Origin of the sequence: Pantoea sp. F_5 (genome assembly GCF_008631595.1) — a bacterium.
GTDB classification, from domain to species: Bacteria; Pseudomonadota; Gammaproteobacteria; order Enterobacterales; family Enterobacteriaceae; genus Pantoea; species Pantoea gossypiicola.
Window position 1 is genome coordinate 78,857 of the sequence record NZ_VWUO01000005.1, and the last position, 14,654, is coordinate 93,510.

General features: G+C 54.8%; 12 protein-coding genes. 5 read left to right on the forward strand and 7 right to left on the reverse strand.

The window, feature by feature from the left end; genetic code table 11:
- The first annotated feature begins 11 nt into the window (after positions 1–11).
- The 4 genes from F3I44_RS08650 to F3I44_RS08665 all read left to right on the forward strand — a co-directional run bounded on the left by F3I44_RS08650 (position 12) and on the right by F3I44_RS08665 (position 4,269).
- Positions 12–896, forward strand: a complete 885-nt coding sequence (locus tag F3I44_RS08650; RefSeq protein ID WP_150010773.1) for a dihydrodipicolinate synthase family protein — start codon at positions 12–14, stop codon at positions 894–896.
- A 79-nt stretch (positions 897–975) separates the two neighbouring features.
- Positions 976–2,391, forward strand: coding sequence for a sodium:solute symporter family protein (locus tag F3I44_RS08655; RefSeq protein WP_150011005.1), 1,416 nt, complete (start codon positions 976–978; stop codon positions 2,389–2,391).
- Position 2,392: 1 nt separating this feature from the next.
- Positions 2,393–3,589 carry an exo-alpha-sialidase gene (locus tag F3I44_RS08660; protein ID WP_150010775.1) on the forward strand — a complete coding sequence of 399 codons (1,197 nt, stop codon included), beginning with the start codon at positions 2,393–2,395 and terminating at the stop codon, positions 3,587–3,589.
- Between the two features lie 8 nt (positions 3,590–3,597).
- The gene (locus F3I44_RS08665; protein WP_190285921.1) at positions 3,598–4,269 is read left to right on the forward strand and encodes an SDR family NAD(P)-dependent oxidoreductase; all 672 of its coding nucleotides are present in this window, start codon (positions 3,598–3,600) and stop codon (positions 4,267–4,269) included.
- Positions 4,270–4,317: 48 nt separating this feature from the next.
- Here the strand turns inward: F3I44_RS08665 and yacL are convergent, their stop codons facing one another.
- The 4 genes from yacL to F3I44_RS08685 all read right to left on the reverse strand — a co-directional run bounded on the left by yacL (position 4,318) and on the right by F3I44_RS08685 (position 9,361).
- The gene (gene yacL, locus F3I44_RS08670; protein ID WP_013356797.1) at positions 4,318–4,695 is read right to left on the reverse strand and encodes a protein YacL; all 378 of its coding nucleotides are present in this window, start codon (positions 4,693–4,695) and stop codon (positions 4,318–4,320) included.
- A gap of 188 nt (positions 4,696–4,883) precedes the next feature.
- Positions 4,884–7,481, reverse strand: a complete 2,598-nt coding sequence (acnB, locus tag F3I44_RS08675) for a bifunctional aconitate hydratase 2/2-methylisocitrate dehydratase (protein WP_150010779.1) — start codon at positions 7,479–7,481, stop codon at positions 4,884–4,886.
- A 425-nt stretch (positions 7,482–7,906) separates the two neighbouring features.
- Entirely contained in the window at positions 7,907–8,764 is an 858-nt protein-coding gene (locus tag F3I44_RS08680; protein WP_150019376.1) for an MBL fold metallo-hydrolase, read from the reverse strand.
- A gap of 87 nt (positions 8,765–8,851) precedes the next feature.
- The gene (locus tag F3I44_RS08685; protein WP_010253965.1) at positions 8,852–9,361 is read right to left on the reverse strand and encodes a phenolic acid decarboxylase; all 510 of its coding nucleotides are present in this window, start codon (positions 9,359–9,361) and stop codon (positions 8,852–8,854) included.
- A gap of 105 nt (positions 9,362–9,466) precedes the next feature.
- Between F3I44_RS08685 and F3I44_RS08690 the strand changes: the two genes are divergently transcribed.
- Positions 9,467–10,369 (forward strand): LysR family transcriptional regulator, encoded by a 903-nt coding sequence (locus tag F3I44_RS08690; protein WP_150010783.1) that lies wholly within the window; start codon positions 9,467–9,469, stop codon positions 10,367–10,369.
- A 159-nt stretch (positions 10,370–10,528) separates the two neighbouring features.
- Here the strand turns inward: F3I44_RS08690 and F3I44_RS08695 are convergent, their stop codons facing one another.
- The 3 genes from F3I44_RS08695 to aceF form a co-directional block, all read right to left on the reverse strand.
- On the reverse strand, positions 10,529–10,810 hold the full coding sequence (locus F3I44_RS08695; RefSeq protein WP_150010785.1) for a type II toxin-antitoxin system HicB family antitoxin: 282 nt from the start codon (positions 10,808–10,810) through the stop codon (positions 10,529–10,531).
- Between the two features lie 352 nt (positions 10,811–11,162).
- Positions 11,163–12,587 carry a dihydrolipoyl dehydrogenase gene (lpdA, locus tag F3I44_RS08700; protein WP_150011007.1) on the reverse strand — a complete coding sequence of 475 codons (1,425 nt, stop codon included), beginning with the start codon at positions 12,585–12,587 and terminating at the stop codon, positions 11,163–11,165.
- Between the two features lie 160 nt (positions 12,588–12,747).
- Positions 12,748–14,652 (reverse strand): pyruvate dehydrogenase complex dihydrolipoyllysine-residue acetyltransferase, encoded by a 1,905-nt coding sequence (gene aceF / locus F3I44_RS08705; RefSeq protein ID WP_150010787.1) that lies wholly within the window; start codon positions 14,650–14,652, stop codon positions 12,748–12,750.
- Positions 14,653–14,654 lie beyond the last annotated feature (2 nt).

The window sequence follows — 14,654 nt, forward strand, 5'->3', positions numbered from 1 at the left end:
TGAGGATTGTCATGAATAAGAAAATCAACGGCGTACTGACCGCCATCGTCACCACCTTTGACCGTGAAGGTGCCTTTGATCCGATGAGACAGCGTGAGCAGGTCAGACGCCAGATCAACGCCGGTAACGGCATCTTCTGTGGCGGCACCAACGGCGAATTCTTTGTGCTGAACGAGCAGGAGAAGATCGCCGTCACCACCACCTGCGTCGATGAGGTCAACGGTCGCGCGGCCGTCGTGGCGCACATCGGCGAGATTTCGACCCGTGAAACGATCCGGCTCGGCAAACAGATTGCCCGCCTGGGCGTGGATGCCGTCTCGGCGATCACGCCATGGTTTGTGCCGCTGAAACAGCAGGAGCTGATCGACCACTATCAGCGCGTAGCGGACGCGCTGACGGTGCCGCTGTTCCTCTACAACATTCCGGCGCGAACCGGCAATACCCTGCAGCCAGAGACCGTTCGTACGCTGGCCGCGCACCCGAACATCATCGGCATTAAAGACTCCGCAGGCAGCTATGAAAGTCTGAGCGGATTTCTGCAGGCCACCGCCGACTGTGAGGGCTTTGATGTGCTGAACGGCCCTGACTCGCTGATTCATCAGGGATTTGTCGATGGCTGCTCCGCCTCCATTTCCGGACTGGCAAACGTGGCACCGGAGGCAATTAACGCCATCTGGGCGCGCTTCAGTGCCGGGGACATTGCCGGTTCGCATCAGGCACAGGAGAACGTCACCGGCCTGCGCACTGCGCTGTACAGCATCGGTTTCTCACCGGCCGCCGTGAAAAAAGCGGTCAGCCTGCAGGGCTTTGAGGTAGGTGAAAGCCGCTATGCGGTGCAGTTCAGCGCCGACGAACAGCAGCAGATCCGTCAAATTGTGAACCACTACCTGCAATAACGTCCATCGCCTTTGTACCCTATCGGTCAGATGAGAACGAACCTGATGGTCGCCATCTGCCAGAACAATCGAGGTCATGATGAAAGCATTTTCAACTGAGAGCACCTTACTGATCGTCGGCATGGTGGTCGCCTATATCCTGTTCACCACCTGGCTGACCTGGCGGTTACGCAGTAAAACCAGCGGCGACTTTATGGAAGGCTCTCGCGCCATGCCGGCCTTTATCGTCGGCATCATGCTGATGTCAGAGTATATCGGGGCAAAATCGACCATCGGCACCGCCCAGGCAGCCTTTGAGGATGGCTTCGCCGCCTCCTGGTCGGTCATCGGTGCCGCGATAGGTTTTCCGCTGTTTGGCCTGATTCTGGTCAAACGCATTTATAACACCGGGAAGATCACTATCTCTGGAGCCATCGCCGAGAAATTTGGCAGCTCAACCAAAAACATTATCTCGCTAATCATGATCTATGCGCTACTGCTGGTAAACGTCGGGAACTACATCAGTGGTGCGGCGGCGATCTCCACCGTGCTGAAGATCAACCTGACGCAGGCGGCCTTTATCACGGCGGTGGTCAGTACCTTCTACTTTGCGTTTGGCGGCATGAAAGGCGTTGCATGGGTTACGCTGCTGCACAGCGCCATCAAGTATATGGGGATCCTGATCATCCTCTATGTGGCACTGAAGATGACCGGCGGCGTATCCCCGATGATCGAGAAAATGCCGGCGTTCTACTGGACGTGGGATGGTCACGTCGGGGCCAGTACCATTGTTGCCTGGCTGATCGGGACCGTGGGATCGATCTTCTGTACGCAGTTTGTGATCCAGGCGATCTCATCCACCAAAGATGTGAAGTCCGCGAAGCGCGCCACCTGGGTCGCCTTCATCTTCTGCCTGCCGATCGGTCTGGCAATGGCGTTGATTGGCGTGGCGGCGAAGTTTGCGCATCCTGATATCAAGAGCCTCTATGCGCTGCCAGTGTTTCTGCAGGATATGTCACCGTGGCTGGCAGGCATTGTCACCACCTCGCTGGTAGCCTCGATTTTCGTCAGCGTAGGCACCGTTGCGCTGGCCATCGCCTCGCTGGTGGTAAAAGACTTTTACGTGCCCTGGCGTAACCCGACGCCGGAGCGCGAATTTAAAGTGACGCGCTGGATCTCCATTGCCATCGGCTTCTTCCCGCTGCTGTTTGTCCTGTTCTTCCCGGAAGTGCTGAAGCTCTCCTTCTTTACCCGCGCGATTCGCCTGTCGATCACCGTGGTGGCGATCATGGCGTTCTATCTGCCTTGGTTTAAGAGCACGCGCGGTGCCAACGCCGGTCTGATTGGGGCCTGCGTGGTCACGTCCGTCTGGTTCCTGATGGGTAATCCGTTCGGTATCGACAATATGTATGTGGCGCTGATTACGCCGGCCATCATTATGGTGATTGACCGCTGTATCCCGTCACGCCAGTCTCAGCCTCAACCGCAACACAATGCACAAAATAGTGGAGCCTAATATGACTCAGGAAACCGTCACCGCAGAACGCACCGGCCTGGTTGCGCCGCACCCGCAGGATAGCGCTCAGCAGATTGCGATGCTGCCCTCCTCCTGCCCGCAAAACCATGCGGCTAACCTGCTGCCGCTGCCCGATGGCGATCTGCTTTGCGTCTGGTTTGGTGGCACGCAGGAAGGGATTGCCGATATCTCGGTCTGGTGTTCCCGGCTGTCAAAAGGCAGCGATCGCTGGAGTGACGCGCAGAAGCTTTCTGACGATCCGGGTCGCTCAGAACAGAACCCGGTGCTGTTTCTCGATCCCGATCAGGTCCTGTGGCTGCTCTGGACGGCGCAGAAATCGGGCAATCAGGACACTGCAATCGTGCGCTATCGCCAGTCTCACGATTTCGGCAAGCACTGGGGCGAGATCAAAACCCTGCTGGATAAGCCCGGCACCTTTATTCGTCAGCCGATTGTCGTGCTGCCCAACGGCAACTGGTTACTGCCGGTGTTTTACTGCCTGACACAGCCCGGCGAAAAGTGGGTCGGCAGCTATGACGTCAGCGCGGTAAAAATCTCTGAAGATAAAGGCCAGAGCTGGCGCGACGTCAGCGTGCCTGACAGCACCGGCTGCGTTCATATGAACGTCACCCTGCTGAATGATGGCTCGCTGCTGGCGCTCTACCGCAGCCGCTGGGCCGACCACATCTACCAGAGCCGCTCGTTTGATCAGGGGGAAAGCTGGAGTGCGCCTGAGCCGCTGTCGCTGCCCAACAATAACTCGTCTATTCAGGTCACGACGCTGCGCAACGGTCATCTGGCGCTGGTGTTCAATGCCATGAGCGCCGAAGGGGCCAGCGAGCGCCGGTTGTCGCTGTATGACGAAATTGAAGATGATGAAGAAGACGGTGACGTTGCGGTTGCCGCCGAGCCGGTAGTGCACAGCGGGCGAACCGCCTTCTGGGGCGCGCCACGTGCGCCAATGACGCTGGCTATCTCAACGGATGGCGGCAAAAGCTGGCCGCTGCAGCGCAATCTGGACGAGGGCGATGGCTACTGCATGACCAATAACTCTCAGCAGAAGTTAAACCGTGAGTTCTCTTACCCCAGTATCAAACAGGGTGTGAACGGCGAACTGCATATCGCTTACACCTGGTATCGCCAGGCGATCAAGTATGTGCGGGTCGATGAGTCCTGGGTGCAGGGAGGTGATGCGTGATTGAAAAGATGGCGCTGGTGACCGGAGCCAGTTCCGGCATCGGCCAGGCGATTGTGGATCGCCTGCTGGATAAGGGCTGGCAGGTGATTGGCCTGAGCCGCTCGGCGATAAACCGGGCAGACACGGGCTGGCAGAGCCATCAGATCGACATCAGCGACAGCGCGGCATTGCAGGCTTTACTGGACAAACTGCCGGTGCCGCAGGCGGTGATCCATGCTGCGGGAATGATGCAGGCCGCGCCGCTTGGAGAGCTGGATCTGAACGCCAGCACACGGCTGTGGCAGTTGCATGTTGTCGCTGCTGAACAGCTGGCCAATCATTTTGCGCCCCGGATGAGCGCGGGCGGCCGAATCGTGCTGCTGGGTAGTCGCACGTCAGGCGGTGCGGCGGGCCGCAGTCAGTATGTGGCCACCAAATCGGCGATGATCGGCATGGTGCGCAGCTGGGCGACAGAGCTGGCACCGCGCGGCATTACGGCCAATATTGTCGCGCCAGGAGCGACCGAAACGCCGATGCTGCAACAGCCGGGCCGGGCCAGTTCACCGCCGCGCTTGCCGCCAATCGGGCGCTATATTCAGCCGCAGGAAGTGGCCGGGCTGGTTGGCTTCCTGCTTTCGTCTGCGGCAGCAGCGATCACCGGTCAGCAGCTGGTGATGTGCGGTGGTGCGTCGCTGAGTTAATGGATGGGCCGGGCGGCTCAGGTGGCCCGGCCTGTATTAGCGTAAAAATTACCGTACGGGTTTACCGTACTGGTTCACAAACTGGCGATAAGCGGCGATCACCAGCTGAAAATCTTCAATGCCGCAGAAGGAGAGGCTCTCTTCGTCGTAGTAGTTCATCCCCTCTTCCATCCCGTCATCTTCCAGTGCCAGCAGATTAGCGCGAATCATCACCTCTTCCTCATCCAGCAGGATGGTGTACTCGCTGCCGATGCGCTGCCACTGACGCACGCTGCCTTTGACGTCTTCGATTGCGGCTTCCACTTCATCCAGCAATCCTGGATCGTTTTTCACCTCTTCGTTGAACCAGTGGCCGACCGCTTCATGATCCATCGACATACGAACCTTAATCTGTCCGGTCACATCGCGTAAAAATTCATATTCCATCGCCCGTTCCTCTTAACGTCATCGCGTCACTCAATGAGTGTCAGCGCTGCCTGCACGGCATAGTGTGATACGTCGCGCATTATTACAGGCTGTCTGGCGAAATCCAGCTTTTGATCGAACCGTCCTCAATGCACAGGCGTAAAAAAGGGGCGAATCATCGCCCCTTTCGGTTACTGCCAGGTGAGGAATCAGACTGCGGTCTGGAAAATCACGCCGTCAGCTTTGTCGGTGTACTGCGCCAGCTGGTCGAAGTTGAGATAGCGATAGGTGTCGCTGGCCGTTTTATCGACCTGCGCCATAAATTGCTGATACTCATCCGGCGTTGGCAGACGGCCTAACAGTGAAGCCACTGCCGCCAGCTCTGCAGATGCCAGGTAGACGTTAGCACCGGTACCCAGACGGTTCGGGAAGTTACGGGTCGAAGTGGAAACCACCGTCGAACCATCAGCCACACGGGCCTGGTTACCCATACAGAGTGAACAGCCCGGGATCTCGATACGCGCACCGCTTTTGCCGAATACGCTGTAATAGCCCTCTTCGGTCAGCTGCGCCGCATCCATCTTGGTTGGCGGAGCCACCCACAGACGGGTTGGCAGCTGGCCTTTGTGGCTATCCAGCAGTTTACCGGCAGCACGGAAGTGACCAATGTTAGTCATGCACGAACCAATAAACACTTCGTCGATCTTCTCGCCCTGAACGTCAGAGAGCAGACGGGCATCGTCGGGATCGTTTGGCGCACAGAGGATCGGCTCTTTGATGTCAGCCAGATCGATTTCGATCACGGCGGCGTATTCCGCATCCGCATCGGCTTCCAGCAACTGAGGATCGGCCAGCCATTTCTCCATGCTTTCAACGCGACGCTCCAGCGTACGGCGATCGCCGTAGCCTTCTGCGATCATCCACTTCAGCAGCACGATGTTGGAGTTCAGATATTCGATAATCGGCGCTTTATCCAGCTTGATGGTACAGCCCGCAGCGGAGCGCTCGGCTGACGCATCGGATAGTTCAAACGCCTGCTCGACTTTCAGATCCGGCAGACCTTCAATCTCAAGAATGCGGCCAGAGAAGATGTTTTTCTTACCTTTCTTCTCAACGGTCAGCAGACCCTGTTTGATGGCATACAGCGGAATGGCGTGAACCAGATCGCGCAGAGTAATGCCTGGCTCCATCTTACCTTTGAAGCGCACCAGTACCGATTCCGGCATGTCGAGCGGCATAACGCCCGTCGCTGCCGCAAACGCCACCAGGCCTGAACCCGCCGGGAAAGAGATGCCGATTGGGAAACGGGTATGGGAGTCACCGCCGGTTCCTACGGTATCCGGCAGCAGCATACGGTTCAGCCAGCTGTGAATAATGCCGTCGCCCGGACGCAGTGAGACACCGCCACGGTTCATGATGAAGTCTGGCAGCGTGTGGTGCGTGTTCACATCCACCGGCTTAGGATAGGCGGCGGTGTGACAGAAGGACTGCATCACCAGATCGGTCGAGAAGCCCAGGCAAGCCAGATCTTTCAGCTCGTCACGGGTCATCGGACCGGTGGTATCCTGCGAGCCAACCGAGGTCATCTTCGGTTCGCAATAGGCACCCGGACGAATACCGGCGACGCCACAGGCACGGCCAACCATTTTCTGCGCCAGTGAGAACCCACGGGTGCTCTCCGCAACATCTTTCGCCTGACGGAACACGGTGCTGTGCGGCAGACCCAGCGATTCGCGCGCTTTGGTGGTCAGGCCGCGACCGATGATCAGCGGAATACGGCCACCGGCGCGCACTTCGTCAATCAGCACTTCGGTTTTAAGTTCGAAGCTGGCCAGCAGTTCGTTGGTTTCGTGGTTGCGGACTTCGCCTTTGAACGGATAGATGTCGATGACATCGCCCATATTCAGAGCATTAACGTCCACTTCAATCGGCAGTGCGCCCGCATCTTCCATCGTGTTGAAGAAGATGGGTGCAATTTTGCTGCCCAGCACCACGCCGCCGCCTTTTTTATTCGGCACGTTCGGGATGTCGTCGCCCATAAACCACAGCACCGAGTTGGTTGCGGATTTACGTGAAGAACCGGTTCCGACCACGTCGCCGACATAGGCCAGTGGGAAGCCTTTGGTCTTCAGTGCTTCGATCTGTTTGATCGGGCCGATATTGCCCGCTTCATCCGGCTCAATGCCTTCACGGGCATTTTTCAGCATCGCCAGAGCGTGCAGTGGAATGTCAGGACGTGACCAGGCATCCGGGGCCGGAGAGAGGTCGTCGGTGTTGGTTTCGCCAGTGACTTTAAACACCGTAACGGTGATCTTCTCAGCCAGCTCAGGGCGTGACAGATACCACTCCGCATCGGCCCAGGACTGCATCACCTGCTTCGCGTATTCATTACCCGCTTTCGCTTTTTCTTCGACATCATAGAAGTTGTCGAACATCAGCAGCGTGTGTGAAAGGGCTTTCGCCGCGATGGGTGCCAGTTTGCTATCGTCCAGCGCTTCAATCAGCGGATGAATATTGTAACCGCCCTGCATGGTGCCGAGCAGTTCAACCGCTTTTTCAGGAGATATCAGAGGAGAGGTTGCTTCGCCTTTGGCGACAGCCGCCAGGAAACCGGCTTTGACATACGCCGCTTCATCGACGCCAGGTGGGACTCGGTTGACCAATAAATCGGTCAAAAATTCTTCTTCACCCGCAGGTGGATTTTTCAGCAGTTCAACCAGCGCGGCCATCTGGGAAGCCTCTAAAGGCTTAGGTACAATTCCCTGGGCAGCACGCTCGGCAACGTGCTTACGGTATTCTTCTAGCACGACGTTATCCTCGCTCTCATTATGTAGGGCTTTCCGACCACCTTGCTCACTTATGGAGAACACACTTCCCTTTCTCGTCCAGGTTGAGGTGCCCGGTTTCGCGGAGGGCAGAATAGCAGGATTTCGTCTGTTTGTTAATCTGTTTACAAAAATACAACATAATCCTCTGCGCTCGTTCTGCCCGCTTATTATCCCGCATCAGCCAGCTAAGCTGGCTGATTGGGTCTCTTTGCAGCGTAACGGATTTCACAGAAGAAACGGCAGGGTTAAGTCAGCCTTGGCGCAGTTTTAGTGAAGTGATTCAGGGAAATAGATAACTGGCAGGAATAGAAGTGAACGGGCTTCGGGGTTACCACAGAGGTGAATGCGGGCAGATATCAACACCAGGCCGGAGACAGGCCTGGTGTTATTGACGCCAGAGACGATTACAGCGTGGTTTTCATTTCCCGCAGTGATACCGGCCAGTCACCCGGCCAGACGTAGTGATCTTTCAGAATCCGTGCACTGTAGTCGAGACAGATTTTCACCGGCAGGTTGGGATAGATTCGCTCCATCTCCTGCACCAGCTCTTCGCTGTTTTTGACCTTATGCAGCGTCCTGATGAAATCGTTGATATAGGTGCGGGTAAAGCCAATCGCCGACGGGCTGAGGGTTGGCGTAGTGCGCGAATGCCCAGGGATCAGCACTTTCGGCTCCAGCGCTTCCAGCTTGTCCAGGCTTTCCATCCATTTCTGTATGCGATCCGGCGTGCGCATATCGGCAATCCAGACGTGTGCATCAGCGAAGACCACGTCGGAGGCGATCAGCGTTTTCGTCGACGGGATCCAGAGCGGTGTCACACGAATACAATCGCCACTGAGATCGCTCAGAATTTTAATCTCCTGCCCTTCCAGCCAGATCGTATCCTCTTCCAGTTCAGTAATCGGAAACTTAGTGCGGGCACCATTCTCTTTTAATACCTGCTTACCCCAGTAATCAATTTTGAAGTCAAAGGCGTCATTAACGTCTTCGGCGACCTGCTTATAGGAGAAGATTTCGGCATCCGGAAAGACGGATTTAATCACTTCAAGACCCAGAAAATGATCGGGATGCAGGTGGGTAATAAAAATGCGTTTCAGGTCGAGACCGGTTTCGATAATTTCAGCGACTAATCGATGCGCATTCGACAGCGTGAACTGGGCGTCGACTAACATCGCCTCTTTCTCACCCATGATGATGGTGGAACTGACACCGAAACCGTCGTGCTGGTCACTGCTGATAAAAACCTTCGTCGATAAATCCATTTTTTCGTCCTCATACGTTACACATCAGAAGCTACAAGTCATAAATAGCTAAGCAGAAGAGGTCATCATGACCTCTTCTGTTCACTCTTAATTTTTCAGGTTTTCCGGAAAATTGGCGGGCAGCTGATCAGGCGGGCAGTCAATCACGCTTTCGTTGTTTTCACCCACATCACGAATCACGGTCAGCGTCGCGAACTCATCAATCACTTCGGTTGGATAAGCCGGACCCGCTTCGCGGAATTTCGCCATCTCTTCCAGATGATCATTCTGGAAGCAGACGGTTTTTTCCGGATTGTTCATGACCCAGCGTGGGAAGAAAATGGTGCCGTGGAAAATTTTATCCGCCAGATTAACGGCCAGGCTGACATCAGTGCCGGTTGGTTCAGTCCAGGAAACTTTATAGACATCCTGCGCCAGGCGAACCACATAAACATGCTGATTTTTAACCCAGCGATTGCCGACCATGCCACTGTGAATGCGATAGTCGATGGTGCTGGCATTTTTAATGTAGAGCTCGTAGTTCCAGCCATTGTCATAGGTGTAAACCAGATGTTTGCCAACGATGCCAGACAGGTCATGTTTATCAAAAGTGCTCATAATGCATTCCTCATTTGTTTTCCTTGAGGTGATTATTGCGCGTTACAAAAGCGATTAATAACGCTATTTTTAGCACTAAATTATTCAATTTTTAGATGGATTGCCATGTACAAAACAACGCTGGAACAGTGGTATCTGCTCGACGCCGTCGTAAAGGAAGGGAGTTTTGCGCTGGCCGCGGAGAAGAATAATCGCAGTCAGTCCTCATTAAGCTATCAGTTGAGTCTGCTTCAACAACGGCTCGACATGGAACTGCTGGAGCAGGTGGGACGCCGTGCCGTTCTGAGTGCTGAAGGACATCAGTTACTTGCGCAGGTACGTCCACTACTGGAAGGATTTAGCGCGCTTGAAGCTAAGGCCAGTGCTCTGCGAAGGGGGGAACGTTCGCGCATTGATTTAATGGTGGATGCTACCTTTCCAAAACCTCTGCTGTTTGATGTGCTCAATATATTTCAGCAACGCTATCCACATGTGCGCATCTGGTTTAGCGAAATTGTCCGCAGCGAAACACCAGACAGGCTGGCAGAACAACAGGCCGATCTCTGGCTGGTGGCGCAATATGGCGCTGAGCCGTTGGCTGGCGAAAGCCTGATGAGCGTCGATTTCGTTGCCGTCGCCCATCGCGATCACCCGCTGCACAGTGAACCTGCCCCGCTTAATGCTGCCACACTGGCGCGCTGGCCCTGCATTACCATTCTGGATCGCCAGCAACAGCAGCAGTCAGAGGTGAGTGGCGATCAGGCAGAAAACTGGTCATTCACTACCCTGTCGGCAGCGATTGAAGCGGTCCAGCACCAGCTTGGCTATGGCTGGCTACCGGAACAGAATATCGCGGGCCTCTTAGAGAGCGGTGAACTCCGTCCCCTGCCCCTGCTCCAGGGTCGCCGACGCAGTAGTACGCTGGTGATGTATATCAATGAAGAGAGGCTGCCCGGCAACAGTGCCATTGCTGAACTGGCGCAGATGTTTGTTGAGCGGGTGGCGCAGGAGAAGAGCATAACTCATTAATTGATTTGAATTTATTTTAACATTACGCCGGATTTTGAAAAACACCATAGGTGGCAAACCACCAGTAGTTCCCTGCTGAAGCAGGGAACATACTTACGCTGAGACATGTTTTTAACAGCTCATCAGCTTTTTACCGCTGACGCGGGGAACACGTAATATTTAGTTTACAGGCTGGCCATCATACTTGCTCAAATCGACATCGACATAGGCCCAGGTCCCGCCCTGACAGTCCGGATCATCTGCATAAATTTCGAACGTCCGCGCAACGGGTATACGGCCACCTTCATTAACGGTGAACTCTACGTGTGCATCTATAGCGCTAGCCGCATCCTCTATCGTTTTGTTAAACGTATCATCAGCAAAAAAACAGCCCTGAATGTCCGGCACAAATCCGCTATAAGTTCCTGTGTCAGTTCTGTGAATGTAAATCGGATATCTCATATCGTGGTCCTCAATGATGTGGCTCGCTATGTACGTCTGTTCTGTATTCCCGCTGGCGCGGGGAATACAAATCAGGGCACTGTTTGGTCCGGCTAAGTCGCGGTTTATCCCCGCTCACGCGGGGAACACATGCCTCCTGATTAAGTGACGCTTCAGGATAGCGGTTTATCCCCGCTCACGCGGGGAACACTCTAAAAACATCCCTTTGATTTATATAAGCTTTTACACACCCTAAAATTTCACCAGATTTTACACCCTGAATCATCCCAAATGCACACATAATATCCAACACCAAATCCAGACCAAAAAAAAGCCCCCGTAACGGGAGCTTTCTCTTTGCAGCAGCAGAAACTTACTTCTTCTTCGCTTTCGCGTTAGGCAGATCGGTGATGCTACCTTCGAAGATTTCTGCAGCAAGGCCTACTGACTCATGCAGGGTCGGGTGAGCGTGGATGGTCAGCGCAATATCTTCCGCATCACAACCCATCTCAATGGCCAGACCGATTTCGCCTAACAGCTCGCCGCCGTTAGTACCGACAATCGCGCCACCGATAACACGGTGCGTCTCTTTGTCGAAAATCAGCTTGGTCATGCCGTCTGCACAATCTGAAGCGATAGCACGGCCAGAGGCAGCCCACGGGAAGGTGGAGGTCTCGTAGCTGATGCCCTTCTCTTTCGCTTCTTTCTCGGTCAGACCGACCCAGGCAACTTCTGGCTCAGTATAGGCAATCGAAGGGATCACTTTCGGATCGAAGTAGTGCTTCAGACCAGAGATCACTTCTGCCGCTACGTGGCCTTCATGCACGCCTTTATGCGCCAGCATCGGCTGACCGACGATGTCGCCGATAGCATAGATGTGTGGCACATTGGTACGCATCTGCTTGTCGACGCGGATAAAGCCGCGATCGTCCACTTCCACGCCCGCTTTACCGGCATCCAGACCTTTACCGTTCGGCACACGACCGATAGCAACCAGCACCGCGTCATAACGCTGCGCTTCGCCTGGTGCTTTTTTGCCTTCCATTGAAACGTAAATGCCATCGTCTTTTGCTTCAACGGCGGTCACTTTAGTTTCCAGCATCAGGTTAAATTTCTTGCTGATTTTCTTGGTAAAGACTTTCACCACGTCTTTATCCGCAGCAGGGATAACCTGGTCGAACATCTCAACCACATCGATCTCTGAACCCAGCGCGTGATAGACCGTCGCCATTTCCAGACCGATGATACCGCCGCCCATGACCAGCAGACGCTTCGGCACTTCTTTCAGTTCCAGCGCATCGGTAGAGTCCCAGACGCGTGGATCTTCATGTGGAATGAATGGCAGTTCGATTGGGCGTGAACCCGCAGCGATGATGGCGTTGTCGAAATTGATGGTGGTCGCGCCGCCTTCTCCTTCCACCATCAGGGTGTTAGCACCGGTGAATTTGCCGAGGCCATTCACCACGGTGACTTTACGACCTTTTGCCATACCTGACAGGCCGCCAGTCAACTGGTTAATAACCTTCTCTTTCCAGCTGCGAATCTTGTTGATATCAGTAGATGGCTGGCCAAACACAATGCCGTGCTCTTCAAGGGCTTTTGCCTCTTCAATCACTTTAGCAACGTGCAGCAGCGCTTTAGATGGGATACAACCGACGTTCAGACAAACACCACCGAGGGTGCTGTAACGCTCTACCAGTACGGTTTCCAGACCTAAATCCGCACAACGGAAGGCTGCAGAGTAACCTGCAGGACCTGCCCCAAGTACCACGACCTGGGTTTTAATCTCTGTACTCATCATGACCTCTTAATTGATATCCGGCGGGTCAGACGTTCTTATAATGCCCTTGTTCCACCGGGACTTTCACCGCAAGAGTTTACAGAATTGTTAACAAACTGCCAACAGCGGCGCGACGAATCGTTAAAGGAAGGCCGGCATCCGCCGGCCTTCTTCACATTTACATAACTAAACGACGAATGTCAGACAACATATTGCCGATAATGGTGATGAATCGCGCACCATCAGCACCGTCGATCACGCGGTGGTCGAAGGAGAGAGAAATCGGCATCATCAGACGCGGCGTAAACTCTTTACCATTCCACACTGGCTCCATCGCCGATTTAGAGACACCCAGGATAGCCACTTCCGGCGCGTTAACGATCGGCGCGAAGTGTGTGGTGCCCAGGCCGCCCAGGCTGGAGATGGTGAAACATCCACCCTGCATGTCGCCCGCTGTCAGCTTACCGTCACGCGCTTTCTTCGAAATCGCCATCAGTTCACGCGACAGCTCGGTGATGCCCTTCTTATTCACGTCTTTGAAGACCGGAACAACCAGGCCATTTGGCGTATCAACCGCCACACCGATGTTGATATATTTCTTCAGCGTCAGTTTCTGCGCATCTTCAGACAGCGAGCTGTTGAAGCGTGGCATCTGCTCAAGCGCCGCAGCAACCGCTTTCATGATGAACACGACAGGCGTGTATTTCACATCCAGCTTACGCTTCTCTGCTTCAGCATTCTGCTGCTTACGGAACGCTTCCAGATCGGTGATATCAGTTTTGTCGAAATGCGTAACGTGCGGGATCATCACCCAGTTACGGCTCAGGTTCGCGCCAGAAATTTTCTGGATACGACCCAGTTCGACTTCTTCGATTTCGCCAAACTTACTGAAATCAACTTTCGGCCATGGCAGCATGCCCGGCAGACCGCCGCCGCTTGCAGCAGCAGGTGCTGCTTCAGCGCGTTTCACGGCGTCTTTCACGTAAGTCTGCACGTCTTCTTTCAGAATGCGACCTTTACGACCGGTGCCTTTGACTTTCGCCAGGTTCACACCGAACTCGCGCGCCAGGCGACGGATCACCGGGGTCGCGTGAACGTAAGCGTCGTTCTCTGCGAACTCACCTTTGCTGTCGGCTTTAGCTGCTGGTGCCGCGGCGGCTGGCTTAGCATCAGATTTGGCAGCAGGTGCCGGTGCGGCTTCCTGTTTCGCTGCCGCAGGGGCGGCCGGAGCAGCACCTTCGACTTCGAACACCATGATCAGTGAGCCAGTGCTGACTTTATCGCCAGTGGCAACTTTCAGCTCTTTGACAGTACCTGCAAACGGCGCAGGGACTTCCATTGAGGCTTTGTCGCCTTCAACCACGATCAGTGACTGCTCAGCGTCAACTTTGTCGCCAACTTTGACCAGGATCTCGGTGACTTCGACTTCATCACCGCCGATATCCGGAACGTTAACTTCTTTTGCGCCTGCCGCAGCGGCGGGTGCCGATGCTGCTTCTTCTTTCACTTCTGGCTTCGCGTCAGAGGCCGGTGCTGCGCCTTCTGCTTCAAAGACCATGATGGCTGAACCGGTGCTGACTTTGTCGCCGGTCGCAATGGTGATCTCTTTGACCACACCCGCGAACGGAGCCGGGACTTCCATTGAGGCTTTATCACCTTCCACCACAATCAGTGACTGCTCGGCTTCGACTTTGTCGCCAACCTTAACCAGAATCTCAGTGACTTCGACTTCGTCACCGCCGATATCCGGAACCGCCACTTCTTTGCTGGCAGTGGCCGTAGCAGCGGCTGGCGCTGGTGCCGCATCCGCTTTTTTCTCTGCGGCCGGTGCTGGTGCTGCTTCAGCAGCACCTTCAGCGTCAAACACCATGATCAGTGAGCCGGTCTCAACTTTGTCACCGGTTGAGATCTTAATCTCTTTCACTACGCCCGCCTGCGGCGACGGCACTTCCATTGAGGCTTTGTCGCCTTCCACGGTGATCAGCGACTGCTCGGCTTCCACCTTGTCGCCAACTTTCACCAGAATCTCGGTGACTTCAACTTCGTCAGACCCGATATCCGGTACCTTAATTTCGATAGCCATTA